The sequence below is a fragment of the Nocardioides pymetrozini genome (assembly GCF_046058985.1).
Taxonomy (GTDB): Bacteria; Actinomycetota; Actinomycetes; order Propionibacteriales; family Nocardioidaceae; genus Nocardioides.
Genome location: NZ_CP175556.1, coordinates 3,352,830 through 3,379,054, shown reverse-complemented (window position 1 = coordinate 3,379,054; position 26,225 = coordinate 3,352,830). Strand labels below are relative to the sequence as shown.

The following is a 26,225-nucleotide window of genomic DNA, read 5'->3' as shown; positions in this document are numbered from 1 at the left end:
CATGTGCCTGAGCTGCCAGACCGCCTCGGTCCAGAACCCCACCGCGCCCCGCACGTTCACCCACGACGGTGACATCACGTCGCGTCGCGCGCCCACGCAGTTCCCCTTCGGGACCCTCACCGAGGACGCCGGCCGCAGCGCCGACCCCGTCCTGGTCGAGATCGTCCAGGGCTCGCTGGCCGCCGTCGAGCACGAGGTCGAGACGGCCATCGCGCGCACCTCGCGCAGCCCGATGATCCGCGACGCCCACGACTTCCGGGCCGGCATCCACGACCGGCTGCTGCGCAAGCTGACCGGGCGCTCGTACTCCGCGCTCGTGCACCCGGTCGCCCGCGACTTCCCGATCGAGGAGATGCGGGAGGGCGACGTCTTCTTCCACAACGACGTCTACCTCTCCGAGGGCGGGATCGGCCATCTCCCCGACCTGTGCGTCACCGTGCCGGTCTTCGCCGGCCCGGAGGGTGAGCGCCGCGTCGTCGGCTTCATCCAGGCCTTCGGCCACCACGACGACATCGGCGGAGCCGTCCCCGGGTCGATGCCCTCGCACGCCACGAGCGTGTTCGAGGAGGGTCTCGCCGTACCCCCGATCAAGCTCTGGGACGCGGGCGTGCCCAACCGGGCCGCGCTGCGGATCATGACGCGCAACTCGCGGATGCCCGAGTCCCTCGCCGCCGACCTCGACGCCGAGTGCTCGGCCTGCCTGATGGGCGCCCGCCGCCTCGGGGAGCTGTTCGACCGCTACGGCATCGAGACCGTCGAGGCCTGCTTCGACGCCATCATCGACCGCTCGACGGAGACCTACCGGCGGGAGATCCTGTCGAAGATCCCCGTCGGCACCTGGACGTGGGAGGACTACGCCGAGCACGACGGCGTCGACGAGCCGCAGCTGCACACGCAGCGGATCACCCTGACCCGGACCGCTGCCGACGACCCCGAGGGCGAGCGCCTCATCCTGGACTTCGCCGGCACCAGCCCCCAGGCGAAGGGGCCGATCAACCACTGCGGGGACTACTCCGACGGCGTCTTCCTCAAGAAGTGGCTGGCTCCCATCCTCCGCAACCTGGCCGACACCCCGGAGCGGATGGCCGAGCTCGACGTCAACGAGGGCGTGGTGCCGCTCATCGAGATGCGCTTCCCGCCGCCGGGAACGCTGCTGACCCCGGTCTTCCCGGCACCGACGAACGCCCGCACCTTCGTGATCCTGCGCCTGCTCGGCGTCCTGGCCGGCGTGATCGCGAAGGCGGTCGACGGCCGGATGCCAGCCGACCAGGAGACCATCCGCTACACCGGGGTCTACGGCGAGGACCTCGAGGGTCGCTCGTACCTCATGCGCGAGGTGCTCGGCGGCGGATCCGGCGGTCGCTACTACGCCGACGGCGAGGACACCATCCACGTCGTCCCGGACTCGCGCAACCTGCCCAGCGAGTTCACCGAGTCGCGCTTCCCGTTCGTCGTGGAGTCCCTCAGCCTCGCCATGGACTCCGGCGGAGCCGGCCAGTTCCGCGGCGGCCTCGGCTACGAGAAGCACATCCGGATGCTCAAGGACGCCCACTTCATGTCCATCGCCGACCGCTCGATCCTGGCGTGCTGGGGCGTGAAGGGCGGCAAGGCCGGCAAGCCGTTCGAGGTCACCATCGACCCGGGCGGCCCGAACGAGCGCGAGGTCGACGCCCTCGCCGACGCCGAGCCGGTCGTGGCGGGCGAGACCATCCGGATCCGCACCACGGGCGGCGGCGGCTGGGGCAACCCGCTCGACCGCGACCCGGAGCTGGTCGTGCGCGACGTCGTGTGGCGCAAGGTCTCGCCGGAGGCCGCGCTGGCCGACTACGGCGTGGTCCTGACCGGCTCGCTCGAGGACGACAGCCTCGCGTACGACGCCGACGCGACCGCCGCCGAGCGGGCCTCCCGCCCGGCGCCGGCCGAGGACGACGCCTTCTTCGACCGCGGCCCGGGCTACGGCGTCCTGGCCGGCGGCGCGGCCGCGGCCGCGGTGGACCTGCTCTAGGACCCGGGGAGCGCCGATGAAGGTCGCGATCCTCGGGGGATCCGGCAAGACCGGTCGCGCCGTCGGCGCGGCCCTGGCCCAGGCGGGCGCGGCGACGCGCCCCCTGGGCCGGGCCGCGTTCGACGACCTGCCGGCCGCGCTGGCGGGGGCCGACGCCGTCCACGTCATCGCGCCCAACCTGCACCCCGACGAGCCGTCGTACGTCGCCGCGGTGGTCGACGCGGCCCGGGCGACCGGCGTCGGCCGGCTCGGCTACCACTCGGTGGCCTCGCCCTATGCGCCCGCGATGCCGCACCATCTCGGCAAGGCCGCGTCCGAGGACCTCGTCCGCCGCTCGGGCCTGGCGTGGACGATCCTGCAGCCCTGCGCCTACGTCCAGAACCTGCTGCCGGCGCTGCGGGCCGCGAGGACGTCCGGAGAGCTGACCGTGCCCTATGCGGTCGACGTCCCGTTCGGCATGGTCGACCTCCACGACGTCGCCGCGGCGACCGCCGTCGCGCTGCGGGGGGAGGAGCACGTCGGTGCGACCTACGAGCTCGGCGGGCCGGCGCTGGTCAGCGTCGCGGACGTCGCCGCCGCCGTGGGCCTGACGGCGCGCCGGGTCCCGGCGGAGCCGGAGGCGCACCCGTGGCTGCGCGCGATGTTCGACTACTACGACGCCCACGGCCTCCCGACGGGTGGCGTGCCCCTGCGCGCGCTGCTGGGGCGCCCGCCGGCCTCGGTGCGCGAGGTGCTCGCGCGCGATCTCGGCAGCTGAGCGCGCGCTGGCAGGTGTTGCCAGGCTTGCGACGCGGAGTTGGCTGTTCCTCACGATGAACGGCGGTGATCCGGCTCACTAGGTTCGCTGCATGAGGATCCTGCTGGCGCTCGGCGGCAACGCGATGACGTCCCCGGACGGCAAGGCCCGTCCGGAGGACCAGATCGCGGCCGCGACCGAGGCGATGGAGGCGGTGGCCGACCTGGTCGCCGCCGGCGTCGACGTCGTCATCACCCACGGCAACGGTCCGCAGGTGGGGAACCTGCTCGTGAAGAACGAGCTCGCCGCGTCCGTCGTACCCCCGGTCCCGCTGGACTGGTGCGGGGCGCAGACCCAGGGCACCCTCGGCGACATCCTGATGAACGCCCTCGACGGGGCCCTTGCCGCGCGCGGCGTGCGGCGTCCCACGGCGGCGCTGGTGACCCGGACCCGGGTCGACGCCGACGACCCGGCGTTCGCGAAGCCGAGCAAGCCGGTCGGGCGCTACCTGTCCGCCGACGAGGCGCGGGTCATGATCGAGCACGGCGAGACCTGGGAGGACCGTGGCGAGCGCGGCTGGCGCCGCATGGTCGCCTCGCCCGAGCCGCTGGAGGTCCTCGACGCCGCGGCGGCGGTGGCGCTGGTCGAGGCGGGCTTCGTCGTGATCGCCAACGGCGGCGGCGGCATCCCGACCGTACGCCGCGCCGACGGCTCCCTGGCCGGCGTCGAGGCGGTCATCGACAAGGACCTGGGCGCGGCCCTGCTCGCCCAGGCGATCGAGGTCGACCTCCTCGTCATCGCCACCGACGTCGCCCACGCGGTCCTCGGCTTCGGCACGCCGGAGGCCGCCGACATCGGCCAGGTCACCCTCGACCAGATGCGCGGGTACGCCGCCGAGGGGCACTTCGCCGGCGGGTCCATGGGCCCGAAGGTCGACGCGATCTGCCGCTTCGTCGCCGCCTCCGGGCGTCGCGGCGTCATCACGGACCTCCGCAGCATCCTCGCGGCCGCCGACGGCCGCGCGGGAACGATCGTCACCCCCAACTGAACACCGACCCATCCCATTGAAAGGACGGCTGACCATGCCTTCTGCCATCGAGGTCCGCAAGGTCCCGATCCACTCCGTCGCCGACGCGTCCGAGCTCGCCAAGCTGATCGACGAGGGCGTCTTCAAGGCCGACCGCGTCATCGCGATCATCGGCAAGACGGAGGGCAACGGCGGGGTGAACGACTACACCCGGATCATCGCCGACCGTGCCTTCCGCGAGGTCCTCGTCGACAAGGGCGCCCCGGCCGACCAGGTCAAGCAGGTCCCGATCGTGTGGTCGGGCGGCACCGACGGCGTGATCAGCCCCCACGCGACGATCTTCGCGACCGTCGACGTACCCGAGGACGACCCGAGCCGCGAGGAGCAGCGCCTGACCGTCGGCTTCGCGATGAGCGAGCCGATCCTGCCCGAGGAGATCGGGTACGTCGCGATGATCGAGAAGGTCGCGGCGGGCGTGAAGGTCGCCATGGAGCGCGCCGGCATCACCGACCCGGCCGACGTCCACTACGTGCAGACCAAGACCCCGCTGCTGACGATCCACACGATCCGCGACGCGCACAGCCGCGGCAAGCAGGTCTGGACCGAGCACACCCACGAGTCGATGGACCTGTCGAACGGCGTGACCGGGCTCGGCATCGCGGTGGCCCTCGGCGAGATCGAGATGCCGACCGACGCGGACGTGATGAAGAACCGCGACCTGTACTCCTCGGTCGCCTCCTGCTCCTCGGGCGTGGAGCTCGACCAGGCGCAGATCGTCGTGGTCGGCAACGCGAAGGGCGTGGGCGGTCGCTACCGGATCGGCCACTCGGTGATGAACGACGCCCTCGACCAGGACGGCATCTGGAACGCCATCAAGGACGCCGGCCTCGACCTCCCCGAGCGCCCGCACCACTCCGACCTGAAGGGCCGGCTGGTCAACGTCTTCCTCAAGTGCGAGGCGTCGCAGAACGGTGAGGTCCGCGGCCGCCGCAACGCCATGCTCGACGACTCCGACGTGCACTGGCACCGCCAGATCAAGTCCTGCGTCGGCGGCGTCACCGCCGCGGTGACCGGCGACCCCGCCGTCTTCGTGTCGGTCTCCGCCGCCCACCAGGGCCCCGAGGGCGGCGGCCCGGTGGCCGCCATCGTCGACCTGGGCTGACCGCCTCGCTCGACCGCCCGGATCCCCGTCCCCGCCCACCGGCGAGGGCGGGGATCCGTCGCGTCGGGGCCCGATCAGGCGGCGGGCGGCGCGAAGACGCTGAACCGGTTGCCGGCCGGGTCCTCCAGGTAGGCGAACGTCGGCACGCCCGGGCCGACCTCGAGGTGCTGGCTCACCACCGTGCCGCCGAGCTGCTCGGCCGCCGCGCAGGTGGCGGCGACGTCGGCCACCAGGATCGAGAACACGGCGTGACCGGGCATCTGCCCGCCCGTGCCGAAGATGCCGCCCGAGGGCGCGCCGGCGCCCGCCGCGGTGACGAGGCGGTAGTCGAGGCCGCCGGCCTCGGAGGCCTCGTCGGTGGCGAACGTCCAGTCGAACAGGCCGCCGTAGAACCTCTCGGCGGCACTCGGGTCGTCGGTCGCGATCTCGAACCAGGCGACGGTGCCGGGGGCGGGCGGGGTGGCCGGGGTGGCCGGGGTGGTGGTCATGGTGCTTCCTCCTGGAAGGTGTCGGGTGCGTACGAGGACCACGCTCGCAGCGCTTCGCGACAGCCCTATGTCGGTGTTTGCGCGGCCCTCGCGCGAACGTCCTCGGCACGCAGCGCGGCCTCCGGTCGGGCGATCTGCCGGCCGGGGACCTCGGGCTCGATCGGCCGGCGCGGGCCGCGGGGGAGGGCGGGCGTGCGCTCGGCACGGGTGATCCGGTCCATCCGGAAGACCCGGTCGTCCTCGCGCAGCCGGCACCACGCGGTGAGATACGACCCGCGCGGGCCCATCACGACGTGCTGTGGCTCGATCTCGCGCTCCGACTCGACGCGGTCCACGTCGACGTACCCGATCCGCAGCACGTGCCCCTCGCGCACCGCGCGCCAGATCGTCTCGGCCACGTCGGCGTCCGGTGTCGCGCCGACGGGTACGACGAGCCGCACCTTGGCGGCCGCGGCCCGGGCCTCCGTGAGCGCGGGGGCGGGCATGGCCGCGACGATCTTCTGCAGCGCCGACCGGGCATCCCGCGCGAACAGGACGTGGTTGCTGCTGCTCAGCGCCACCGCGACCGCCGTCGCCTCGCGGGGGGTGAAGTTGAGCGGGGGCAGCGTCATCGACGGGTCGAGGCTGTAGCCGCCGGTGCGGCCCTGTCGCGTCGCGAGCGGCACGCCGGCCTGTCCGATCGCGCTCAGGTCGCGCTCGATCGTGCGCACGCTGACCTCGAAGCGCGCGGCGAGCTGGGCCGCGGTCCGGCCGCGCGGGCCGGCGGCGCGCAGCTCCTCGACGAGCGCATAGAGCCGGTCGGTGCGGTTCATGTCCGCAGGCTAGGCGTCGGCGGGGACATCGCTCGCGCGTGCCGACCGCCCGCCGCCGGCCCCGAACTCACACCTCGCGCCCCCACTCCTCACACCTCGCGCCCCCACACCTCACACCTCGCCAACCCCGGGCCAACCCGCGCTGCCTAGCGTGAGCCAGGTCACAGGTCCCCACGCTCAAGGGAGAGTCATGACCCGGATCAGCCTCACCGTCGACGGCCAGGCGGTGGCCGACGACGTCGAACCCCGGATGCTCCTCGTGCAGTACCTGCGCGAGCGGCTCGGCAAGACCGGCACCGTCGTCGGCTGCGACACCAGCAACTGCGGCGCGTGCACGGTCCATCTCGACGGCAGGAGCGTGAAGTCCTGCAATGTGCTGGCCGTGCAGGCCGACGGCGCCGAGGTGACGACCATCGAGGGCCTCGCCGGCGAGGACGGCCGGCTGCATCCCGTCCAGGAGGCCTTCCGCGAGTGTCACGGGCTGCAGTGCGGCTTCTGTACGCCGGGGATGATCATGCAGGCGGTCGACCTGCTGGCGGAGAACCCGAGCCCGTCGGAGGAGGCGATCCGCCTCGGCCTCGAGGGCAACCTGTGCCGCTGCACCGGCTACCACAACATCGTCCGCGCCGTGCAGCACGCCGCGGGCACCGCGTCGGGCGAGGAGGTTTCGGCATGACCGCCACCCAGGAGCCCACCCAGGGCGCAGCCGGCGAGATCGGGCGCGACCGGCGCCGCAAGGAGGACCAGCGGTTGATCACCGGCCGCACCCGCTGGACCGACAACATCACGCTGCCCGGCATGCTGCACCTGGCGATGGTGCGCAGCCCCTTCCCGCACGCGCGGATCACGAGCATCGACACCAGCGCCGCCAGGGCCAGCACGAACGTGGTCGCCGTCCTCACCGGGGCGGACCTCGCCGAGAGCCAGGGGGCGTGCATCAACGCCTGGCCCGTCGTCACCGACCAGGTCACGCCCGCCCACCTGCCGATGCCCACCGACCGGGTCGCGTTCGCCGGCGAGACCGTGGCGGTCGTCGTCGCCCGCAGCGCCGCCGAGGCGCGCGACGCGGCCGAGCTGGTGGAGGTCGAGTACGACGAGCTGCCCGCGGCGCTGGACCTCAAGGAGGCCGCGGCGGCCCACGAGACCGGCGGGGCGCTCGCGCACCCGGACCTCGGGACGAACGTGAGCGCGGTGTGGCGCTTCGACTCCGCGGAGGCCGGCACCGGCGGGGACGTCGAGGCCGCCATCGCGGAAGCCCGCGCGAACGGGATCGTGATCGAGCGGGAGTACCGCCAGCAGCGGCTGATCCCCGCGTTCATGGAGCCGCGCAGCGTCGTGGTGGACCCGACCGGGGAGCAGATCACGATGTGGTCGGCGACGCAGGTGCCACACATCCTGCGCTTCGCGATCGCGGCCACGACCGGCGTACCCGAGTCCAAGATCCGGGTGATCGCCCCCGACGTCGGGGGCGGCTTCGGTGGCAAGCTGCAGCAGACGCCGGAGGAGATGATCGCGTTCGCGGTGGCCCGCCGGCTGGGCAAGCCGGTGAAGTTCACCGAGACCCGCAGCGAGTCGCTCCTCACCGCCCACCACGGCCGCGACCAGTGGCAGCGGCTCACCCTCGCGGCCACCAAGGACGGCCACGTCACCGGCCTCAAGGTCGACCTGCTCGCCGATCTCGGTGCCTATGTGGCGATCGTGGGCGGCGGGGTGCCGGTGCTCGGAGCGTTCATGTTCAACGCGATCTACAAGTTCCCCGCCTACCAGTTCCAGACCACGAACGTCCTGACGAACAAGACCTGGACCGACGCCTACCGCGGTGCGGGGCGGCCCGAGGCGACCTTCGCCATCGAGCGGCTGATGGACGAGCTCGCCGCCGAGCTCGGCAAGGACCCGCTCGAGGTCCGCGAGATGAACTGGATCAAGCACGAGGAGTTCCCGTTCACCACGGTCGCCGGCCTCGAGTACGACTCCGGCAACTACGAGGCCGCCACGGCACGGGCCAAGGAGATGTTCGGGTACGACGCCCTGCGCGCCGAGCAGGCCGAGCGCCGCGCCCGCAAGGACCGGGTCCAGCTCGGGATCGGCGTCTCGACCTTCACGGAGATGTGCGGGCTCGCCCCCTCCCGGGTCCTCGGGTCGCTGAACTACGGCGCCGGCGGGTGGGAGCACGCCGAGGTGCGGATGCTGGCGACCGGCAAGGTGGAGGTCGTGACCGGCGCCTCGGCCCACGGCCAGGGGCACGAGACCGCGTTCAGCCAGATCGTCGCCGACCGCCTCGGCGTACCGTTCGAGGACGTCGAGGTCCTGCACGGCGACACCCAGATCTCCCACAAGGGGCTGGACACCTATGGCTCCCGCAGCCTGGTGGTCGGCGGCGAGGCCCTGGTGCGGGCCGCGGACAAGGTCATCGAGAAGGCCAGGCCGATCGCGGCGCACCTGCTCGAGGCCTCCGTCGACGACCTCGAGTTCAGCGGCGGCCGGTTCACCGTCAAGGGGACCGACAGCGGCATGGCGATCACCGAGATCGCGACCGCCGTCTTCGCCGCGCACAACCTGCCCGACGGGGTGGAGCCCTCGCTCGACTCCGAGGCGACCTTCGACCCGGTGAACTTCAACTACCCGCACGGGACGCATCTGTGCGCGGTCGAGGTCGACACCGAGACCGGGCAGGTGCGGATGCGCAAGTACGCCTGCTGCGACGACATCGGCAACGTGATCAACCCCCTCATCGTGTCCGGCCAGGTGCACGGCGGACTGGTCCAGGGCATCGCGCAGGCGCTGTGGGAGGAGGCGGTGTACGACGAGAACGGCACCCTGGTGACCGGCTCGTTCGTCGACTACCTGCTGCCCACGGCCGCCGACACGATCAGCTTCGAGCTCGACCACACCACCTCGCCCGCGACCACGAACTCGCTGGGCACCAAGGGCGTGGGGGAGGCCGGGACGATCGCCTCGACCCCGGCGGTCGTCAACGCCGTCGTCGACGCGCTGCGGCCCTTCGGCGTCCACGACGTCGCGATGCCCTGCACGCCCGAACGGGTCTGGCGCGCGATCAACAGCGGGGGCTCCGGGGGCGAGACCACCGGCGCCGCCGCGCCGCACTTCGATCCCTCGACGGGCATGTCCGGCACCGTCGACCGCGCGGAAGGAGATGTCCAGTGATCCCCGCAGCCTTCGAGTACGTCGCGCCGACCTCGGTCGAGGAGGCGCTGGCCGCTCTCGCCGAGCACGGCGACGACGCCAAGGTCATCGCCGGGGGGCAGAGCCTGCTCCCGGTGCTCCGGATGCGGCTCAACGCGCCGGAGTGGGTGATCGACCTCGGCCGGATCGAGAGCCTGCGCGGCGTGCGCGACGGCGGCGACCACCTCGTGATCGGCGCCATGACCACGCACCACGACGTCGGCGACGACCCGCTCGTGCACGAGCACGCCCTCCTGGTCAGCAAGGCGATCACCCACCTCGCCGACGCCCAGGTGCGCCACCGGGGCACCTTCGGCGGCGCGCTCGCCCATGCCGACCCGGCGGGCGACCTCGGGGCGCCGGTGCTCGCGCTGGACGCCACCTTCGTGGTCCAGGGGCCGGGGGGCACCCGGGAGATCCCGGCGGCGGACTTCTTCGTCGACCTCTTCGAGACCGCGGTCGCCGAGGACGAGCTGCTGGTCGAGGTCCGCATCCCGAAGCGCGCCGGCTGGGGGGCGGCGTACGAGAAGTTCGTCCGGATCGCCCACCAGTGGCCGATCGTCGCGGTCGCGGCGACCGTGCGCCTGGAGGGAGACACCATCGCCGAGGCCCGGGTCGGGCTCACCAACATGGGCTCGACGCCCGTCCGGGCGCACGCGGTCGAGCAGATGCTGGCCGGCCAGCCCGCGACGGAGGAGGGTGTCGCGGCCGCGGCGGCACTGGCCGCGGAGGGGACCCACCCGCCGAGCGACCTCAACGGCGACGCGGACTACCGGCGGCACCTGGCGCGGGTGCTCACCCGGCGAGCGGTCCTCGCGGCGGCGGGGCGGGGCTGAGGCGCGGGATGGATCTCTCCCACTCCTTCACCGTCCCCACCTCGCTCGAGGCGACCTGGGCGCACTTCCAGGACATCGGCGCCCTCGCCGAGTGCTTCCCGGGCGCCCAGGTCACCTCCGTGGGCGAGGACGACGACGGTGCGCCGACCTTCGAGGGGACCTGCAAGGTCAAGCTCGGCCCCATCGCGCTCGTGTACGCCGGGTCCGGCCGCTTCGTCGAGCGCGACGAGGCCGGGCACCGCTTCGTCGTGGACGCCAAGGGCCGCGACAAGCGCGGCAACGGCACGGCCGGGGCGACGGTGACCGTGACGATGGCGCCGGACGGCCCCGGCGCCACCCGGGTGGACGTGGTGACCGACCTGGCCATCACCGGCAAGCCGGCGCAGTTCGGGCGCGGCGTCATGCAGGACGTCTCCGACAAGCTGCTCGGGCAGTTCGTCTCGTGCCTGGAGCAGCGGCTCGCCGGGGACGGGCAGGCAGCGGCGGAGGGCGGCGATCCCGACGCCGGTCCCGCCTCCCAGCCGACCGGGGCCGCCGCGGTGGCCGGGCCGCCCGGCGACCCGGACGCCGGCCCGGCGTCGGCACCGCCCGCCCCGGAGCCGGTCCCGCGTCCCGCCGGGTTGCGGGTCGCCGAGGACGACGCGCTCGACCTGGGCTCGGCCGTGCTGCCGGTGCTGCTCAAGAGCTACGGCAAGCAGGCCGCGCTGGGGCTGCTGGCCCTGCTCGGCCTGCTGGTCGTGGTCCGGGCCCTGCGTCGGTAGGAGGCCGCCCCTCCGATCGGGCAGTGTCGCCCGTCCCGGACGGGACCTAGCGTCGTCGACACCGGATCGACGATGCGAGGAGGACCCGAGATGGTGTGGATGGAGACGGTGGCCGAGGCGCAGCGACGGGCCCGGAGGCGGCTGCCTCCGTCGGTGTACAGCGCCCTGCTCGCCGGTTCGGAGCGCGGCTCGTCGTACGACGACAACACCCGGGCCTTCGCCGAGCTGGGGCTGGCACCGCGGGTCGCCGGGCACGCGCCCCAGCGCGACCTGGCCACGACGGTGATGGGCCAGCAGGTCTCGATGCCGGTGCTGATCTCGCCGACCGGCGTCCAGGCGGTGCACCCCGACGGCGAGGTGGCCGTCGCCCGCGCGGCGGCGGCCCGGGGGATCGCCATGGGGCTCAGCTCGTTCGCGAGCAAGCCGGTGGAGGAGGTCACCCAGGCCTGTTCGCAGGTGTTCTTCCAGTCCTACTGGCTCGGAGACCGCGCGGCGATCGCCCGACGCTTCGACCGGGCGCGGGCGGCCGGGTGCACCGGCATGATCGCCACGCTCGACTGGTCCTTCTCCTACGGCCGCGACTGGGGCAGCCCGGCGATCCCGGAGCGGCTGGACCTCAGGGCGATGGCGCGCTTCGCTCCCGAGGTGCTGCGTCGGCCCCGCTGGCTCTACGACTTCGCGCGGTCCGGCAGGCTCCCCGACCTCACCACCCCCAACCTGGTCGACCCGGGTCAGGAGGCCGACGCGCCGACCTTCTTCGGCGCCTACGGGGAGTGGGCCCGGACGGCGCCGCCGTCGTGGTCGGACATCGCCTGGATGGTCGAGGAGTGGGGAGGCCCCTTCATGCTCAAGGGCGTCTGCCGGGTCGACGATGCCAAGGCCGCACGCGACGCAGGGGTGACGGCGATCTCGGTGTCCAACCACGGCGGCAACAACCTCGACGGGACGCCCGCCCCGATCCGGGTGCTCCCCTCCATCGTGGACGCGGTCGGCGACGACGTGGAGGTGGTCATGGATGGTGGTATCCGCCGTGGCAGCGATGTGGTGAAGGCGGTCGCCCTCGGTGCGCGCGCCGTGATGATCGGGCGCGCGTACCTCTGGGGTCTGGGCGCGAACGGCCAGGCCGGAGTGGAGAACGTGCTGGACGTGATCCGCGGCGGCATCGACTCCGCCCTGCTCGGCATGGGGAAGAGCTCGATCCACGAGCTGGGCCGCGACGACGTTCTGGTGCCGGACGGCTTCCTGCGGACGCTCGGCGCGGACGCCGCCGCGGGGGCGTCGCGCCGGCGATGAGCGAGGAGCGGGTCGCGCTGGTCACCGGCGCGGCGCGTGGCATCGGCGCGGCCGTCGCGCTGCGTCTGGCCGCCGACGGGCTCCGCGTGGTCGCCGTCGACTCCTGCGCGGGGGTCGCGCCCGACACCGGGGCGGGCTACCCGCTGGCCGGGCCGGCCCAGCTCGCGGAGATCGGCGAGCGTCTCGGAGACCGCGGTGTCACGGTCGCGGCCGACGTCCGCGACCGCGGGGCGCTCGCGGCGGCCGTCGCGCGGGCGCACGCCGACTGGGGGCGCCTGGACGTGGCGGTCGCGGCGGCGGCCATCGTGGCCGGCGGTCGCCCGCTGTGGGAGGACGACAGCCTCGGCGACCTCCTCGACGTCGACGTGGTGGGCGTCTGGAACACCGCCGCGGTCACGGTCCCGGCCATGCTGGCGGGACCCGATCCCGCGCGGTGCCGCTTCGTCGCCATCGCGTCGGCCGCCGGGCAGCGCGGCCTGTTCCACCTCACCGCCTACTGTTCGGCGAAGCACGCCGTCGTCGGGCTGGTGCGGGGCCTGGCGGCCGATCTCGTCGGCACCGGAGTCACCGCCTGCGCCGTGGCCCCGGGCGGCACCCGGACGGCGATGCTCGACGCGACCGCCGAGCTGTACGGCGTCGCACCCGCGGATCTCGCGGGCAACCAGCTCCTGCGGGACCTGCTCGACCCCGCCGAGCTCGCGGAGGTGGTGGCCCTGTGCTGCTCCGACGCCGGCCGCTCGCTCAACGGCGCGGTCGTCGCCGCGGACGGCGGCTTCGGCTGAGCCCGAGCCCGTCGTACCTGTCCGTTCGGGCAGGTGCCGAGCCAACCTCGATGCAACGTCGGACGTGCAGTGTGGTGGCAGTCACAGTGGCGAAGGGATCTCCATGACGCTCACGGCAGCCCCGGTCCGCACCCGGCCGCCCGTCTGCTCCGACCAGGAGCCGACCGGGCTGGTGAAGTTCCACGCTCCCGAGGTGGTGTTCGGCATCGGCTCGCTCAGCGAGGCCGGCTTCGCGGCGGCGCGGCTCGGTGCTCGCCGCCCGCTCGTCGTCACCGACCCGGGCATCATCGAGGCGGGCTGGGTCGACGAGCTGCTCGGCCACCTGCGCGAGGTCGGCCTGCGGCCGGTCGTCTGGTCGCAGGTCACGCCGAACCCCCGCGACCACGAGGTCCGGGCCGCCTTCGCGCACTACCTGGAGTGGGACTGCGACGTCATCATCGGAATCGGTGGCGGCTCCTGCGCCGACGCAGCCAAGGGCGTGGCGGTCCTGTCGGGCAACGGCGGCGACATCCTCGACTACCGCGGCGTGGACCGGATGACCCAGCCGATCCCGCCGCTGCTGATCATCCCGAGCACGTCGGGCACCGGTGCGGACGTCAGCCAGTTCTGCATCGTGACGGACACGACGCGCTCGGTGAAGGTCACCATCATGGGGCGCGCCCTCGTGCCGGACATCTCGATCACCGATCCGCGGCTGCTCGTCACCATGCCCGAGCTGCTGAACGCCGCCACCGGCCTGGACGCGTTGACCCACGGCATCGAGGCGTTCGTCTCCCTGGCGCACAACCCGCTCGCCGACACCCATGCGCTCAACGCGGTCGGCCTGGTCTGTGGCCACCTGCGCTCGACGATCCTCGACCCGACGGAGGGCGAGCACCGCCGCAAGATGGCCCAGGCGAGCCTGCAGGCGGGTCTGGCCTTCTCCAACGCGATCCTCGGGGCGACCCATGCGATGAGCCATCAGGTCGGCGGCCTGCTCGACGCACCCCACGGCGTCGTCAACGGGGTGCTGCTCCCGCACGTGATCCGCTACAACGCCCGGGCCACCCCGGAGCGCTTCGTGGCGCTCGCCGCGGCCGCCGGTCTGGACGTGGTCGGCGTCCCGGGTGTCGAGGCGGCGGAGCTGCTGGCCGACCATGTGCGCCGGCTGGCCGACGACGTCGGCGTGCCGCGCGGGCTGCGCGACCTCGGTGTCACCGAGGCGGACATCCCGCGGCTCGCGGACACCACCCTCGACGACGCCTGCCTGACGACCAACCCGCGTGCCGCCACCCTCGGCGACGTGGAGAAGCTCTTCCTCGAGGCCCTGTGAGCGGGCCGTGACCGACCAGCTCGACCACGCCACGCTGGCCGCGCTGACGGGAGTCCGGTCGGGCAAGGGCTCCTACTACCGCGCCTACGTCCGCTCGGACGAGCGCATGCAGCGGGCCGTGCGGGCGATGGACTCCATCTCGCGCGGGCTGGTGCGGACCATCGAGGGTCCCCGCGGGCTGCTCGAGCAGGTCGCGCGCGCCGGTGCCGAGCACCTTTCCGCGGCGTGGTTGATCCTCGGCCTCGCCGACGGCCAGCTGCCCGGAGCGCGTCCCCGCTTCCTCGTCATCGACGGTGCCCGGGGCGACCTCGTCGACGACGAGGCCGACCTGCCGTCGGAGGTACGCCGCGAGCTGGGTGCGATCCGGGCCGGGCACGCGACGCGCACGCCGCGCGACGACCGCTGGGTCCGGGTGCCGATGACACTGGCCGGCGACCGGATCGGGAGCCTCGTCGGGCTGCACGGCCTCGAGGACGAGCCGGAGCCGGGCGACCTGTCCGTGCTGCGGATCCTGGCCAACGAGGCCGCCGTGGCCCTTCACACCTCCGAGCAGTACCAGGCCGGGTTGGCCCTCCACCGCCGCGCCCAGCGCCTGTACGACGAGACGGCGGCCCAGGCGCGCGACCTCGCCGAGCGCACCCGGGAGCTGCGCCAGGCCGAGGAGCGGCTGCTCGTCGCCCACCAGCGCGAGCTGCTCGACCACGAGCGCCACCGCATCGCCCGCGAGCTGCACGACAGCGTCACCCAGTACGTGCTCTCGGCGGGCATGGCCGTCGAGCTCGCGCGGGGGCTCGCCGCGGAGAGGGGACACGCGGACATCGAGGACCGGCTGACCACCGCCAAGGACCTGAGCGCCCAGGCCGTCGACCAGCTGCGGCGCGCGATCTACGCCCTCCATCAGCCCCATCGCGACGTCGTGCGCTCGCTGCCGGAGCTCCTGCAGGAGGTGGCCGAGCACCACCGGCCGCACCTCGCGGTGACCGTGCGCGTCGAGGGGGACGCCCAGGAGCTGACCGCCGACGCGGACCACGAGATCGCCCGCGCGGTCGGCGAGGCGCTCTTCAACGTCGCCACCCATGCCGAGGCGACGCGCGCTGCCATCCGGCTGCGCTACCGGTCCGACGAGCTCTACGTGGCCGTCGCCGACGACGGGACCGGCGATCCCGCGGTCCTCGCCCGGCGCCTGCGCCTGGAGCGCGGACCGGCCGTGGACGGGCGCCACCGGGGCCTGGCCAACATCGAGTGCCGCATCGCCGAGCTCGGTGGCTCGGTCGCCTTCCGGCGCGCCCGCATCGGCGGCGTCCGGGTGGAGATGCGGATCCCCCTTCCCCTGCACGCCCAGCGTCCGGGGATCATCGCAGGCCTGGTCGGTGCCGGGCCGGAACGGAGCCCGTCATGGCAGCACTGACCCCCCTCGCCGCGCCCGGCACGGCGACCGCGACCGTCGACATCATGCTCGTCGACGACCACGCCATCGTGCGGCAGGGCCTGCGCTCGATCCTCGAGCGGGAGCGCGATCTCCGCGTCGTGGGAGAGGCGTCGACCGCGGCCGAGGCGCTGGCCGTCATCGGCCGGGCCCGACCGGCGGTCGTCCTGCTGGACCTCAAGCTCTCCACCTCCTCCGACACCGAGGGGCTCGAGCTGTGCGAGGAGCTGGCCGCGCAGCATCCGCAGCTCGCGGTGCTCGTCCTCACCACGTTCCTCGACGAGCAGCTCGTGCTCCGCGCGGTCCAGGCGGGTGCCCGGGGCTATGTCGTCAAGGACGTCGACATGACCGGCCTGGTGCGGGCGATCCGGGACGTCGCCCGCGGCGAGAGCGCCTTCGACGCGCGCTCGGCGGCGGCCATAATCCGGGGCCTCAAGGCCCCGCCGGCGGGCGATGACAAGAAGCTGACGCCCCGTGAGTGCGAGGTCCTCGGCCTGCTCGCCCGCGGACTGTCCAACCGCGACATCGGGAGGCGCCTGTACATCTCGGAGACCACCGCGAAGTTCCATGTCGGGAACATCCTCCGCAAGCTCGGAGTGACGCGAAGGGCGGAGGCGGTGTACGAGGCGTCGAAGATGGGCTTCATCTGACCGCCCGCGCGCAGCGGCCCGCGGCAGGTGGACCGGCCCGCCCGGGACCGGTCCACCCGCCGTACCGCTCAGGGCAGCGGCAGGAGGGGACGCTCCCACGTGGTGTTCACGATGACCGCGGCCGAGGCGTACAGGGCGAGCACGGCGTCGACGACGAGGACGTAGCCCGCCAGCTCGCCGAGGCCGGTGCTCTCGGTGAACGAGCCGAGGGCGGCCAGGTAGAAGACGGCGGACAGCAGCACGAAGATGGCCACCGTGGTGGTGTTGGTGCGCAGTGCCGCGAGCAGCAGGTACGTCGAGAACAGGGCCCAGGCGAGCAGGAACATGCCGGTGATGGCGGCCCCGTCGGCGGTCACCATCGGCCCGTAGAACTGCACCAGCAGGGCGTAGCTGAGCCAGAACCCGGCGTACGCGGTGAACACGAGGCCGGGGAACGTCTCGCCGCGGCGGAAGTGGATGACGCCCGCGACCAGCTCGGTGAGGAAGCCGAGCGCGAGGGCGAGCGAGAGCACCGCCGGCGTCGCCGCGGCGTCGATCATCCCCGACATCACGCTGGCGAGCACGAGTGCGGAGATGCCGAAGCTGGCCAGGCCGAGCGGGAACGGGTCGCCCCACTCGGGGGCCGCGGGTGCGGTGGCGGGCAGGGCTGGTGTGGGAGCGGTGTCGGTCATGGTTCCTCCGGGTGGGCAGGGGTGGTGGGGTTCCGCAGGCGTCGGGCGCCTGGGGTCTGGGGAGCCACGTCCATCACGAGCCACCCGCCGTGGTGCTCGGTGACCTGGTGCGGCAGGCCGGTCGCCGCCCCCCAGGCGGCGAGGTCCGCGAGCGAGATCGTGCGCACGTGGCCCCACGTGGCGTCGGCCTCGTCCTCCAGCGGTACGGCGACGACGACCCGGCGCCGGGCCAGCCGGATCGCCTCGGCCAGGACGCGGGCTCCGTGGCGTGGCTCGAGGTGCTCGAGCAGGTGGATGGCGAGGACGTTGTCGACGCTGTCGTCGGGCAGGTGCACCCGCGCCGCGTCGTCGACGCGGGTGGCGAGGTCGACGCCGAGGCGCGGAGCGACGGCGGAGAGCAGGTCGACCGTGCCCGTCGAGATGTCCGAGGCGGTGACGTCACGCCCCGCCTCCGCGAGGCGAAGGGACAGGAACCCGAAGCAGGAGCCCAGCTCCAGGACGGATCCGGGCAGGAGGAGCCGCTCGACGTGGGCGTAGACGGGCGCGTACCCGGCGATCGTCCCGTGCCCGGCGGCCGCTGCCGGGGCGCCGCCCGTGGAGACGGCGACCCGCGCGAGGGTGTTGCGGTAGAAGCCCTCCCAGGCGACCAGCGGGTCGGGATGCGAGCTGAGCACGACCCCGGTGAACAGGTGCTCGAAGAGCTCGCCCCCGCGCAGCCACCCGGGCTGGAAGAGCTCGTCGGCCAGGATCCCCGAGAGGTCGTCGTCGATGCGCTCGGGGTCCACGCGGTGCACCACCGAGACCCGGTGGCCCGCGGGGGTCAGGTCGAAGTGCGGGGTCCGGACGGTCTGCAGGTCGCGGCGCGGGGTCGGTCCGGACTGGGCGCGGACCTCGACGAGGGCGTCACGGTAGACGCCACCCGCAGGGGAGGCGAGCGGCCGGATCGGCACGGTCTGGGGGCCGGCGGTCATCGCCCGACCTGTGCGGGCGCCGCAACCCGGTCCAGGCCGCGCAGGTTGCGGACGACCTCCACGCGGTCGCAGTGCTCGGCGTACAGCGGCAGGTCGCAGCTGCCCAGGCCCCAGGAGTACCGCGGCTCCGGCGTGAGCCAGATCGTCGTCCGCGCCCGGCGGGCGATCTCCTCGAACGCCCGCAGGCCCGGGTCGCGGCCGTTGTTGCGACCGTCGCCGAGCACGACCACCGTCGTACGGCGGTTCACCGCCGAGCCGTGCCGCTCCAGGAACTCGGCGAACGCCGCGCCGTGGTCGGAGTCCGCGTCGACGTCGAGCACCCCGCCCGCGGGAAGCCCCGCCATCACCAGTGCGAGCGCGTCCTCGATCCGGTGCTCGGCGAAGAGGTCGGTGATCTCCACGAGATCCCGGACGAAGGCGAAGGACCGCACACTGGAGGCCAGCGCCTGCAGGCTGTGCACGAGGTGCAGGGTGAACCGTGCGGTGGAGCGCACCGACAGCGAGACGTCGCAGAGCACGACGAGCCGCGGTCGGTCCTCGAGCTTGCTGACGGTCACGGGACGGAAGGGCACGCCGTCGTACTTCATGTTGCTGCGCATGGTGCGGCGCCCGTCGACGACCCCGTGCGCCGCTGCCCGTCGACGCGGACGGGGCGCGCCATGCAGGGAGCGCAGAAGCCGGCGCAGCGCGTCCTCGAGCTCGGCCCGCTCGTGCTCGTCGACGGTCTCGGCGCGTGCCTGCGCGACCTCGCGGCTCTCGATCTCCCGTTCCAGGGCCATCAGCTGCTCGAGGTGGTCGCGGATGCGCTCGGGCAGCCGGTCGAGCCACGGGGCGAGAGCGGCGCGCAGCGCGGCCAGCGACGCCGCGCCCTCCTCGTCGTCCTCGGCGCCGTCGGGGAGCCGCTCGTCCAGCCAGCTCAGCAGCGCCAGCTCCTGCTGCACGGAGAGCTCGGAGTCGAGCTGCATGCCGGTCGCACGCACCAGGTCCGCCGGGTTGCCGGGGTTGTGCATCCGGCTCACCGTCAGCTGGACCCGCGCGGCCTGCGAGGGGTCGAGGGCGGTGTCGTCGGACAGCACGATCTCGTCGGTGAGGGAGGCGATGTCGATCTTGTTGGCCTCCTGGTGGAGGTTGTACTGCTGCGCCATGTCCTCGGGCTTGAAGAACTCGCGGATGTCGTCCGGCTTGCCGTGCGAGTGCCCGTCCTCCGGAACGTCGCCGGGCTGCTCGGAGAGCGTGAAGTCGGTGAGCGCACCCTCGTCGGAGAGATCGTCGTGCGCATGTCCGTGGCCGTGGCCCACGTCCTGCGGCACCACCGGCCGCAGCCCGAAGAAGCGGTCGAAGACCCGGTCGAAGGCGGCGAGGTCGCGTCGGTCCTTGACCAGGCTGACCCGCAGCGCCGCCCGCAGCAGCGCCCGGTCCTCGAGCACCCCGGGCTGACGGGCCGCGTGCAGGCTGTCGATCAGCTCGGCGGTGCTGATCCGCACCCCGTGCAGCCGGAGCAGGCGGACGAAGCGGTGGACGGCGCCCTCCACGACCTTCCTCCTCAGACCGGACGCTTGCGGGCCGAGAAGGACCGCGCGCCCTGGCCGGTGCTGACCTCCCGCGTGCCGAGCGGGCTGCCCTTGCCGCCGTAGTACTCGTCGTCGTGACGACCCGGCCGGTCCTTCGCGGCCCGCCGGCGCCGGCCCTCGTCGTCGTCGTGCGCGTGCCCGTGGTCGTGCCCGTGGTCGTGCCCGTGGTCGTGCCCGTGTCCGTGTCCGTGCCCGTGGAGCGACGCCGGGACCTCGGCGTTGGGGTCGACCAGGCGGGGAAGCGCGTTGCGGGACAGGCGCAGGTCACGCTCGTACTTGACGACGACGTTGAGCGTCGCGGCGAGGACGTCGGCCGTGAGCTCCTGGACGCCGAGGACCGCGAGGGTCCGCGCCCAGTCGACGGTCTCGGAGATGCTCGGCGCCTTGCGGAGGTCGAGCTCCCGGAGCCCGCGCACGATGTCGACGAGCCGGCCGGCGAGCTCGTCGGAGAGCCCGGTCTCCTTGGAGCGGATGATCTCGAGCTCGCGCTCGGGGTCCGGGTAGTCGAGGAAGAGGTGCAGGCACCGCCGCTTGAGGGCCGCGGAGAGGTCGCGCGTGTTGTTCGAGGTGAGGACGACGTACGGCGCGTGCTTGGCCCGGATCGTGCCGACCTCGGGGATCGAGATCTGGTACTCGCCCAGCAGCTCCAGGAGGACGGCCTCCAAGGCCTCGTCGGCCCGGTCGACCTCGTCGATGAGGAGCACCACGGGCTCCTCGGAGTCGATCGCCTCGAGCAGCGGCCGGGGAGTCAGGAAGCGCTCGGAGAAGAACACCGCGTCCTGCTTGGCGATCTGCTCGACGGCGTCGGTGAGGTCCGTGGCGTCGGCCACGACCTGGCCGATCTTCTCGCGCAGGATCTGGGTGTAGAGCAGCTGCTTGCCGTAGTCCCACTCGTAGAGCGCCTTGGTCTCGTCCTGCCCCTCGTAGCACTGCAGGCGTAGGAGGCGCCGGCCCGTGGCCCGGGCGAGGCTGAGCGCGAGCTGGGTCTTGCCGACTCCCGCCGGGCCCTCGAGCAGGACCGGCTTGTCGAGGCGGGACTGGAGGAACACGGTCGTGGCCAGCTGGTCGTCGGCGAGATAGCCGTGCTCGGCGAAGCGGGCCCGGGTGTCGGCGACGTCGGCGAAGTCGAAGGCGGGTGTGGTCACGGTCGTGTGCTCCTCGGCGGTAGGGGTCTGGGGTTCCGGTGCGCCGGCCGGAGGGGGAGGGGCCGGCGCACCGGGGCGACAGGACGGTCTGCTGATCCGGGCCGTCAGGTCAGGAGGTCGTCCAGGTCGCCGGTCATGCAGTGCTCCACGACGGGACGCACGGTCTCGAAGGTGCACTCCTTGGCGTTGCCCGGCGTGCAGGCGTCACCGAGCACGTGGTTGGTGATCCGGTCGACGTCCGCGGCGTCGCCCAGGATCGTGGGGGCGTTCTGGTAGAAGGTCGTCGGTCCCTGGCCGAGCCGGTTCTTCGAGTAGGTGTCCTTGGTGACGTCCACGAAGCGCTCGGTGATGCCCACGTCGCGCAGCAGGCGGACCGCGGCGGCGAGGGCGGCGTCGGCGGCCTGGACCGTCGTCATGCCGCCGATGTCGACGCCCATCGCCTGCGCGATGTCGGCGAAGCGCTTGTACTGGGTCGGCATGTTGAACGCCCACACCCGCGGCAGCGCGATCGCGTTGTTGAGGCCGTGGTGGGTGTCGTAGAAGGCGGACACGGCGTGCGAGATCGAGTGGATGATGCCGAGGCCGCCGGAGTTGAAGGCCTGGGCGGCGATGTACTGGGCGTACATCATGCCCTCGCGGCCCTTGAGGTCCTGGCCGTTCCAGACGGCCTCGCGCAGGTTCTCCGCGGTGAGCTTGATGGCGCGGATGGCGTTGCCCAGCGACGGCTCGAAGTTGAGGCGCGAGACATAGGGCTCCGAGGCGTGGGCGAGCACGTCGAAGCCGCACTGGGCCGTGTAGTCGACCGGGCAGTCGTAGTAGAGGACGGGGTCGTCGATCGCGAGGCTGGCGACGCTCGCGTCGTCGAAGGCGACGTACTTGTGCGGGTTGTCCGGGTCGGTCGTCGTGTCGGTGATGACATAGGCCCACGAGGTCTCCGAACCGGTGCCGGCGGTGGTGGAGACGGCGATGTGCGGCGGGTTCTTCGGGTTCTCGGACATGTTGAAGCCCTCGAACTCGTTCACGTTGCGGCCGTCGTGGGCGACCGAGACGCGCGCGCCCTTGCAGGCGTCGTGGGAGGACCCACCACCGATGGAGACGAACGAGTCGCACTCGTTCTCCTGGTAGAGCTTGACCGAGTCCATGACGTTGTAGTCCTTGGGGTTGGACTCGACCTTGTCGTACACGACGACCTCGAGGCCGTGGTACTTCATGGACTCCACGATCTTGTGCACGATGTCGGTGCCGCGCAGGCCGGACGTCATGACCAGGGTCTTGCGGAAGCCCATCTTGAGGGCCTCCGGACCGATCATCTCGTGGGCTCCCGGGCCCATCAGGGCGCGCGGGAAGGGGTGGAACTCCTTGATCGGGAACGGCTTGAGCAGCTCGTCGACTTGCATCGCTGGGTACCTCCGGACGGTGGGGTGCTGACGTCCGGCGACGCTAGGCAGGGTGACCTGGGTCACGACAGGCGAGGATCCGGAAACGCGCCGGTGGGGCAGGACCGCACCTGCCCGTTCCGGCAGGGCGGGCCGTCACCGCGACGGGTGCGCCGGGGCCCGGCACGTTCGTAGCGTTCGAGGCGGGCCGGGGAACCGGCCCGCGACCGCTCACCGGACCGCCCCAGGAGGCAGAGATGAACCCCGAGAACACCCCGCTCGACACGTCCGCGACGGAGCTCCCGCTCGTCGAGGAGGCGCTGGTCGAGGACGTCTCGATCGACGGCATGTGCGGCGTCTACTGATGCCCACCCCTCCCGTCACCCCTGACGGGGCCTGGCGCCTGAGCGGCTCGGTGGCGCTGCGCCCCGAGCCGTTCGGCGCCCTCGCCTACGACTTCCACACCCGGCGGCTCAGCTTCCTCAAGACGCCGGCGCTGGTGGACGTCGTACGACGGCTCGAGGGCGCCGCCTCCGTCCGGGAGGCCCTGGCCGGGGCCGCCGTCCCCGACGCCGAGCACCCCGCCTACCTGCGCGCCCTCGGCAACCTCGCCGAGGGCGGCCTGATCGAGGAGCAAGTCCGATGACCCTCACCCCCACCCGGCCCGCGGTCGCTCCGCTCACCGAGCAGTTCGAGCTCGGACTGGACGCGCCCATCTGCCTGACCTGGGAGCTCACCTACGCGTGCAACCTCGCCTGCGTCCACTGCCTCTCGTCCTCGGGGCGCCGCGACCCGCGCGAGCTGTCGACCGACGAGTGCAAGGCGCTGATCGACGAGTTCGAGAGGATGCAGATCTTCTACGTCAACATCGGCGGCGGCGAGCCGACGGTCCGCGGCGACTTCTGGGAGCTCCTGGACTACGCGGTCGAGCACCACGTGGGCGTGAAGTTCTCCACCAACGGGTTCCGGATCACGCCGGAGCGCGCTGCCCGGCTCGCGGCGACCGACTACGTCGACGTGCAGATCTCGCTCGACGGCGCGACGGCGGAGGTGAACGACCACGTCCGCGGCGCCGGCACCTACGACGCGGCTCTGCGGGCGATGGCCAACCTCCAGACCGCCGGCATGAGCGACTTCAAGCTCTCGGTGGTCTGCACGCGGCACAACATCGACCAGCTGGACGAGTTCAAGGCGATCGCGGACCGCTACGGCGCGCAGCTGCGGCTCACCCGGCTGCGCCCGTCCGGCCGGGGCGCGGACGTGTGGGACGAGCTGCACCCGCTGCCCGAGCAGCAGCGGCAGCTCTACGACTGGCTGGTCGCGAACGGCGACCGGGTGCTCACCGGCGACTCGTTCTTCCACCTGTCCGCCTTCGGCGAGGCCCTCCCCGGGCTCAACCTGTGCGGCGCGGGCCGCGTGGTGTGCCTGGTCGACCCGGTCGGCGACGTCTACGCCTGCCCGTTCGCCATCCACGACCAGTTCCTCGCGGGCAACGTGCGCTCGCCCGGCGGCTTCGACCGGGTCTGGAAGCACTCCGCCCTGTTCGAGGACCTGCGCAGCCCCCAGACGGGGGGTGCGTGCACGTCGTGCTCCGCCTTCGACTCCTGCCGCGGCGGCTGCATGGCGGCGAAGTTCTTCACCGGCCTGCCGCTGGACGGGCCCGACCCCGAGTGCGTCAAGGGCAACGCCGCGGCCGCCGTCGCGGGGGAGCGCACCCGGCCCGGAAGCTCCCAGGACCACTCCCACCGCGGTGCCGTGCGGAACGCGCCGGTGCCCCTCGTCCTCGCACCCACCCGGCGGGCGAGCCCCTGCGACGAGAGCCCGCTCGTGCCCGGCGGCTCCCTGGGCTGATCGGTCCGACGATGACGCTCCTCGCGAGCATGCGGTGGCCCGAGGTCGACGCCGGCGTCGTGCTGGTCCCGGTCGGCTCGCTGGAGCAGCACGGGCCCGCGCTCGGCCTGGGCACCGATGCGCTGATCGCGACCCAGGTGACCCGCCGCGCCGCGGCGCGACTGGCCGGCGACGGCTCCGGGTTCCTCGTCGCGCCGACCGTGCCGTACGGCGCGAGCGGGGAGCACGAGGACTTCCCCGGGACCATCTCGATCGGCCACGAGGCCCTGCACCTGCTGCTCGTCGAGCTGGTCCGCTCGGCGACCCGCTGGGCCGGGGGCGTGGTGCTCGTCAACGGACACGGCGGCAACGTCGACTCACTCGTCTCCGCGGTCGTGCAGCTGCGGGGTGAGGGGCGCGCCGTGGCCTGGACGAGCTGTCGCGCGCGGGGTGCGGACGCGCACGCCGGCCGCGCCGAGACCTCGCTGCTCCTCGCGCTGGCGCCGGACGGCGTCGCCCAGGAGCGGTTGGTGCCCGGCTGCACCGCTCCGGTCGCCACCCTGATGCCGCGGCTGCGCGCCGAGGGCGTGCGGGCCGTCTCGCCCTCCGGGGTGCTCGGCGACCCGACCACCGCCACCGCCGGCGCCGGGCGAAGGATCCTCGGCGAGATGGTCGAGCGGCTGGTCGCCGAGCTGTCGTCACTGGAGGTCGGCCCCCACGGACGGCTGACCCTGCGGGACGGAGCGTGAGTCCGCGATGGGGTCCTGTCTTCCGGACGGCTTCGGCTTCGCCCTCGCCGAGCGGGTCCGCGTCTGCGACGGTGGCGCCCAGCTCGTCGCGGACGGCCGCGTCGTGCGGCTCGCGCCGGCCGCACGGGAGGTGCTGGCGGGCGCGCCCCGCGCGGTCGGCGCCGACCCCACGGCGCACCGGGTCGCCCGGCTGCTGCTCGACCGCGGCCTCGCCGTCCCCTGGTGGCCCGGCCCGGCGCCGGCCGAGGCCGACGTCGACGACGTGACGGTCGTGGTGCCCGCGCGCGATCGCGCCACCTCGGTGGACCGCCTGCTCGCGGCGCTGCCGTCCCACCTTCCGGTGGTCGTGGTGGACGACGGGTCCCGCGAGCCCGCGGCGCTCGCGGAGGTCGCGCGCCGGCACGGCGCGCGGCTCGTCCGACACCCGGTCAACCGCGGTCCCGCGGCCGCCCGCAACACCGGCATGCGGTCGGCCCGCACGCCGTACGTCGCCTTCTGCGACTCCGACGTGTGCCCGGAGGCGGGATGGCTGGGCGTCCTGCGCCGGCACCTCGACGACCCCGCGGTCGCCGTCGTGGCGCCGCGGGTGCTGGGGGGCGAGCCGGAGGCGGGAGACACCTGGATCGACCGCTACGAGCAGGCCCGCTCCTCGCTCGACCTCGGCCCGACCCCCGACCTCGTGCGCGTGCACGGCCGGGTCGCCTACGTCCCCAGCGCCTTCCTGCTGGTCCGGCGCGGGGCACTGGACGAGGTGGGCGGGTTCGCCGAGACCATGCGCGCGGGGGAGGACGTGGACCTCGTGTGGCGGCTGCTCGGCGCCGGCTGGCTCGTCCGGTACGAGCCCGCGGCGCGGGTGCGCCACGACCACCGCACCCGGCTCCTCCCGTGGTTGACCCGCAAGGCGTTCTACGGGACGTCCGCGGCGCCTCTGGCGGCCCGTCACGCCTCCGCGGTGGCGCCGGTGGTCCTGACCGTCCCGAGCGCCGTCCTGGCTGTCTCGCTGCTCGCTCAGCGACGGTGGTCGGGTCCGGTCGCGGCCGCGGTCGTCGCCCACGCGACGCTCGCCGGCCGGCGACGCCTCGGCGGCTCCGCGCATCCGACGCTCACCGCGGGCACCCTCGCTCTCGAGGGCGCGGTGGCGACGGCGTGGCAGTCCGCCGCCGCCCTCACCCGGCACCACTGGCCGATCGCGGCGGTCTGGGCACTGCACTCGGCTCGGGGCCGGCGTGCGCTGGTCGTCGCCGCGCTCGCCGAGGCCTGGGCCGACCGCACGCGGACCCGACCGCGCCTGGACCCGGGGCGCTACCTTCTCGCGCGACGCCTCGACGACCTGGCCTACGGCGCGGGCGTGTGGTGGGGCGTGCTGCGCCACCGCTCGCCGCGCGCGCTGCTGCCGCAGGTCCGGCTGCGCGGACGGCGGTCGCGCTGACGGGGCCCGC

The 26,225-nt window shown here is 73.4% G+C and carries 25 protein-coding genes; 18 read left to right on the top strand and 7 right to left on the bottom strand.

The features are described from left to right. Position 1 precedes the first annotated feature (1 nt). From ACJ5H2_RS16555 to ACJ5H2_RS16540, 4 genes are all read left to right on the top strand, one after another. Positions 2–2,005, top strand: a complete 2,004-nt coding sequence (locus tag ACJ5H2_RS16555) for a hydantoinase B/oxoprolinase family protein (protein ID WP_408896526.1) — start codon at positions 2–4, stop codon at positions 2,003–2,005. Between the two features lie 16 nt (positions 2,006–2,021). Next, entirely contained in the window at positions 2,022–2,762 is a 741-nt protein-coding gene (locus ACJ5H2_RS16550) for an SDR family oxidoreductase (protein WP_408896525.1), read from the top strand. A gap of 91 nt (positions 2,763–2,853) precedes the next feature. Beyond that, positions 2,854–3,789 carry a carbamate kinase gene (locus tag ACJ5H2_RS16545; protein WP_408896524.1) on the top strand — a complete coding sequence of 312 codons (936 nt, stop codon included), beginning with the start codon at positions 2,854–2,856 and terminating at the stop codon, positions 3,787–3,789. Positions 3,790–3,823: 34 nt separating this feature from the next. Next, positions 3,824–4,930, top strand: a complete 1,107-nt coding sequence (locus ACJ5H2_RS16540) for a ring-opening amidohydrolase (protein ID WP_408896523.1) — start codon at positions 3,824–3,826, stop codon at positions 4,928–4,930. Between the two features lie 74 nt (positions 4,931–5,004). On the opposite strand, the gene ACJ5H2_RS16535 is transcribed toward ACJ5H2_RS16540, so the two are convergent. Both ACJ5H2_RS16535 and ACJ5H2_RS16530 read right to left on the bottom strand, forming a co-directional pair. Beyond that, a complete protein-coding gene (locus ACJ5H2_RS16535) occupies positions 5,005–5,418 on the bottom strand; it encodes a VOC family protein (protein WP_408896522.1) in 414 nt (137 codons plus the stop codon). 65 nt (positions 5,419–5,483) lie between these two features. Next, positions 5,484–6,230, bottom strand: coding sequence for a helix-turn-helix transcriptional regulator (locus ACJ5H2_RS16530; RefSeq protein ID WP_408896521.1), 747 nt, complete (start codon positions 6,228–6,230; stop codon positions 5,484–5,486). 190 nt (positions 6,231–6,420) lie between these two features. Between ACJ5H2_RS16530 and ACJ5H2_RS16525 the strand changes: the two genes are divergently transcribed. The 9 genes from ACJ5H2_RS16525 to ACJ5H2_RS16485 all read left to right on the top strand — a co-directional run bounded on the left by ACJ5H2_RS16525 (position 6,421) and on the right by ACJ5H2_RS16485 (position 16,473). Then, on the top strand, positions 6,421–6,906 hold the full coding sequence (locus ACJ5H2_RS16525) for a (2Fe-2S)-binding protein (RefSeq protein WP_408896520.1): 486 nt from the start codon (positions 6,421–6,423) through the stop codon (positions 6,904–6,906). Beyond that, complete coding sequence (locus tag ACJ5H2_RS16520; protein WP_408896519.1) at positions 6,903–9,395, top strand: xanthine dehydrogenase family protein molybdopterin-binding subunit; 2,493 nt, start codon at positions 6,903–6,905, stop codon at positions 9,393–9,395. The genes ACJ5H2_RS16525 and ACJ5H2_RS16520 overlap by 4 nt, the downstream gene beginning before the upstream one ends. Next, positions 9,392–10,249: an FAD binding domain-containing protein gene (locus ACJ5H2_RS16515; protein ID WP_408896518.1), complete on the top strand. Its 858-nt coding sequence runs from the start codon at positions 9,392–9,394 to the stop codon at positions 10,247–10,249. The genes ACJ5H2_RS16520 and ACJ5H2_RS16515 overlap by 4 nt, the downstream gene beginning before the upstream one ends. A gap of 8 nt (positions 10,250–10,257) precedes the next feature. Further along, positions 10,258–11,010 carry an SRPBCC family protein gene (locus ACJ5H2_RS16510; protein ID WP_408896516.1) on the top strand — a complete coding sequence of 251 codons (753 nt, stop codon included), beginning with the start codon at positions 10,258–10,260 and terminating at the stop codon, positions 11,008–11,010. 90 nt (positions 11,011–11,100) lie between these two features. Continuing rightward, the gene (gene mftD, locus ACJ5H2_RS16505) at positions 11,101–12,303 is read left to right on the top strand and encodes a pre-mycofactocin synthase MftD (protein ID WP_408896515.1); all 1,203 of its coding nucleotides are present in this window, start codon (positions 11,101–11,103) and stop codon (positions 12,301–12,303) included. After that, the gene (locus ACJ5H2_RS16500; RefSeq protein WP_408896514.1) at positions 12,300–13,085 is read left to right on the top strand and encodes a mycofactocin-coupled SDR family oxidoreductase; all 786 of its coding nucleotides are present in this window, start codon (positions 12,300–12,302) and stop codon (positions 13,083–13,085) included. The genes mftD and ACJ5H2_RS16500 overlap by 4 nt, the downstream gene beginning before the upstream one ends. Positions 13,086–13,188: 103 nt before the next feature. Next, positions 13,189–14,397, top strand: a complete 1,209-nt coding sequence (locus ACJ5H2_RS16495) for an iron-containing alcohol dehydrogenase (protein ID WP_408896513.1) — start codon at positions 13,189–13,191, stop codon at positions 14,395–14,397. A gap of 7 nt (positions 14,398–14,404) precedes the next feature. Then, positions 14,405–15,805 carry a MadS family sensor histidine kinase gene (locus ACJ5H2_RS16490; protein ID WP_408896512.1) on the top strand — a complete coding sequence of 467 codons (1,401 nt, stop codon included), beginning with the start codon at positions 14,405–14,407 and terminating at the stop codon, positions 15,803–15,805. Further along, positions 15,793–16,473, top strand: a complete 681-nt coding sequence (locus tag ACJ5H2_RS16485) for a MadR family response regulator transcription factor (RefSeq protein ID WP_408896511.1) — start codon at positions 15,793–15,795, stop codon at positions 16,471–16,473. Before ACJ5H2_RS16490 ends, ACJ5H2_RS16485 begins: the two co-directional genes overlap by 13 nt. A 68-nt stretch (positions 16,474–16,541) precedes the next feature. Here the strand turns inward: ACJ5H2_RS16485 and ACJ5H2_RS16480 are convergent, their stop codons facing one another. From ACJ5H2_RS16480 to mdo, 5 genes are all read right to left on the bottom strand, one after another. Then, a complete protein-coding gene (locus ACJ5H2_RS16480) occupies positions 16,542–17,144 on the bottom strand; it encodes an acetate uptake transporter (protein WP_408896510.1) in 603 nt (200 codons plus the stop codon). Next, positions 17,141–18,115 (bottom strand): mycofactocin oligosaccharide methyltransferase MftM, encoded by a 975-nt coding sequence (gene mftM / locus ACJ5H2_RS16475; protein ID WP_408896509.1) that lies wholly within the window; start codon positions 18,113–18,115, stop codon positions 17,141–17,143. The genes ACJ5H2_RS16480 and mftM overlap by 4 nt, the downstream gene beginning before the upstream one ends. After that, entirely contained in the window at positions 18,112–19,647 is a 1,536-nt protein-coding gene (locus ACJ5H2_RS16470) for a VWA domain-containing protein (RefSeq protein ID WP_408896508.1), read from the bottom strand. Before ACJ5H2_RS16470 ends, mftM begins: the two co-directional genes overlap by 4 nt. An 11-nt stretch (positions 19,648–19,658) precedes the next feature. Next, positions 19,659–20,831, bottom strand: a complete 1,173-nt coding sequence (locus tag ACJ5H2_RS16465; protein WP_408896507.1) for an AAA family ATPase — start codon at positions 20,829–20,831, stop codon at positions 19,659–19,661. 104 nt (positions 20,832–20,935) lie between these two features. Continuing rightward, positions 20,936–22,228 (bottom strand): NDMA-dependent methanol dehydrogenase, encoded by a 1,293-nt coding sequence (gene mdo / locus ACJ5H2_RS16460; RefSeq protein ID WP_408896506.1) that lies wholly within the window; start codon positions 22,226–22,228, stop codon positions 20,936–20,938. Between the two features lie 236 nt (positions 22,229–22,464). Here mdo and mftA point away from each other — a divergent pair, with 236 nt between their 5' ends. The 5 genes from mftA to mftF are packed head-to-tail and all read left to right on the top strand — an operon-like array spanning position 22,465 to position 26,215. Beyond that, complete coding sequence (mftA, locus tag ACJ5H2_RS16455; RefSeq protein ID WP_408896505.1) at positions 22,465–22,572, top strand: mycofactocin precursor MftA; 108 nt, start codon at positions 22,465–22,467, stop codon at positions 22,570–22,572. Then, positions 22,572–22,853 carry a mycofactocin biosynthesis chaperone MftB gene (gene mftB / locus ACJ5H2_RS16450; protein ID WP_408896504.1) on the top strand — a complete coding sequence of 94 codons (282 nt, stop codon included), beginning with the start codon at positions 22,572–22,574 and terminating at the stop codon, positions 22,851–22,853. Before mftA ends, mftB begins: the two co-directional genes overlap by 1 nt. Next, on the top strand, positions 22,850–24,058 hold the full coding sequence (mftC, locus tag ACJ5H2_RS16445; RefSeq protein WP_408896503.1) for a mycofactocin radical SAM maturase: 1,209 nt from the start codon (positions 22,850–22,852) through the stop codon (positions 24,056–24,058). The genes mftB and mftC overlap by 4 nt, the downstream gene beginning before the upstream one ends. Positions 24,059–24,069: 11 nt before the next feature. Further along, positions 24,070–24,786 (top strand): mycofactocin biosynthesis peptidyl-dipeptidase MftE, encoded by a 717-nt coding sequence (mftE, locus tag ACJ5H2_RS16440; RefSeq protein WP_408896502.1) that lies wholly within the window; start codon positions 24,070–24,072, stop codon positions 24,784–24,786. A gap of 7 nt (positions 24,787–24,793) precedes the next feature. Then, on the top strand, positions 24,794–26,215 hold the full coding sequence (gene mftF, locus ACJ5H2_RS16435; RefSeq protein ID WP_408896501.1) for a mycofactocin biosynthesis glycosyltransferase MftF: 1,422 nt from the start codon (positions 24,794–24,796) through the stop codon (positions 26,213–26,215). The last annotated feature ends 10 nt before the right edge of the window (positions 26,216–26,225 follow it).

Coding starts and splice junctions, on each gene's coding strand:
- ACJ5H2_RS16520 (WP_408896519.1), top strand. CDS start 6,903: ATGACCGCCACCCAGGAGCCCACCCAGGGCGCAGCCGGCGAGATCGGG.
- mdo (WP_408896506.1), bottom strand. CDS start 22,228: ATGCAAGTCGACGAGCTGCTCAAGCCGTTCCCGATCAAGGAGTTCCAC.
- ACJ5H2_RS16510 (WP_408896516.1), top strand. CDS start 10,258: ATGGATCTCTCCCACTCCTTCACCGTCCCCACCTCGCTCGAGGCGACC.
- mftF (WP_408896501.1), top strand. CDS start 24,794: ATGGGGTCCTGTCTTCCGGACGGCTTCGGCTTCGCCCTCGCCGAGCGG.
- ACJ5H2_RS16545 (WP_408896524.1), top strand. CDS start 2,854: ATGAGGATCCTGCTGGCGCTCGGCGGCAACGCGATGACGTCCCCGGAC.
- mftM (WP_408896509.1), bottom strand. CDS start 18,115: ATGACCGCCGGCCCCCAGACCGTGCCGATCCGGCCGCTCGCCTCCCCT.
- ACJ5H2_RS16540 (WP_408896523.1), top strand. CDS start 3,824: ATGCCTTCTGCCATCGAGGTCCGCAAGGTCCCGATCCACTCCGTCGCC.
- ACJ5H2_RS16535 (WP_408896522.1), bottom strand. CDS start 5,418: ATGACCACCACCCCGGCCACCCCGGCCACCCCGCCCGCCCCCGGCACC.
- ACJ5H2_RS16550 (WP_408896525.1), top strand. CDS start 2,022: ATGAAGGTCGCGATCCTCGGGGGATCCGGCAAGACCGGTCGCGCCGTC.
- mftA (WP_408896505.1), top strand. CDS start 22,465: ATGAACCCCGAGAACACCCCGCTCGACACGTCCGCGACGGAGCTCCCG.
- mftC (WP_408896503.1), top strand. CDS start 22,850: ATGACCCTCACCCCCACCCGGCCCGCGGTCGCTCCGCTCACCGAGCAG.
- ACJ5H2_RS16555 (WP_408896526.1), top strand. CDS start 2: ATGTGCCTGAGCTGCCAGACCGCCTCGGTCCAGAACCCCACCGCGCCC.
- mftB (WP_408896504.1), top strand. CDS start 22,572: ATGCCCACCCCTCCCGTCACCCCTGACGGGGCCTGGCGCCTGAGCGGC.
- ACJ5H2_RS16525 (WP_408896520.1), top strand. CDS start 6,421: ATGACCCGGATCAGCCTCACCGTCGACGGCCAGGCGGTGGCCGACGAC.
- ACJ5H2_RS16485 (WP_408896511.1), top strand. CDS start 15,793: ATGGCAGCACTGACCCCCCTCGCCGCGCCCGGCACGGCGACCGCGACC.
- ACJ5H2_RS16530 (WP_408896521.1), bottom strand. CDS start 6,230: ATGAACCGCACCGACCGGCTCTATGCGCTCGTCGAGGAGCTGCGCGCC.
- ACJ5H2_RS16500 (WP_408896514.1), top strand. CDS start 12,300: ATGAGCGAGGAGCGGGTCGCGCTGGTCACCGGCGCGGCGCGTGGCATC.
- mftD (WP_408896515.1), top strand. CDS start 11,101: ATGGTGTGGATGGAGACGGTGGCCGAGGCGCAGCGACGGGCCCGGAGG.
- mftE (WP_408896502.1), top strand. CDS start 24,070: ATGACGCTCCTCGCGAGCATGCGGTGGCCCGAGGTCGACGCCGGCGTC.
- ACJ5H2_RS16495 (WP_408896513.1), top strand. CDS start 13,189: ATGACGCTCACGGCAGCCCCGGTCCGCACCCGGCCGCCCGTCTGCTCC.
- ACJ5H2_RS16480 (WP_408896510.1), bottom strand. CDS start 17,144: ATGACCGACACCGCTCCCACACCAGCCCTGCCCGCCACCGCACCCGCG.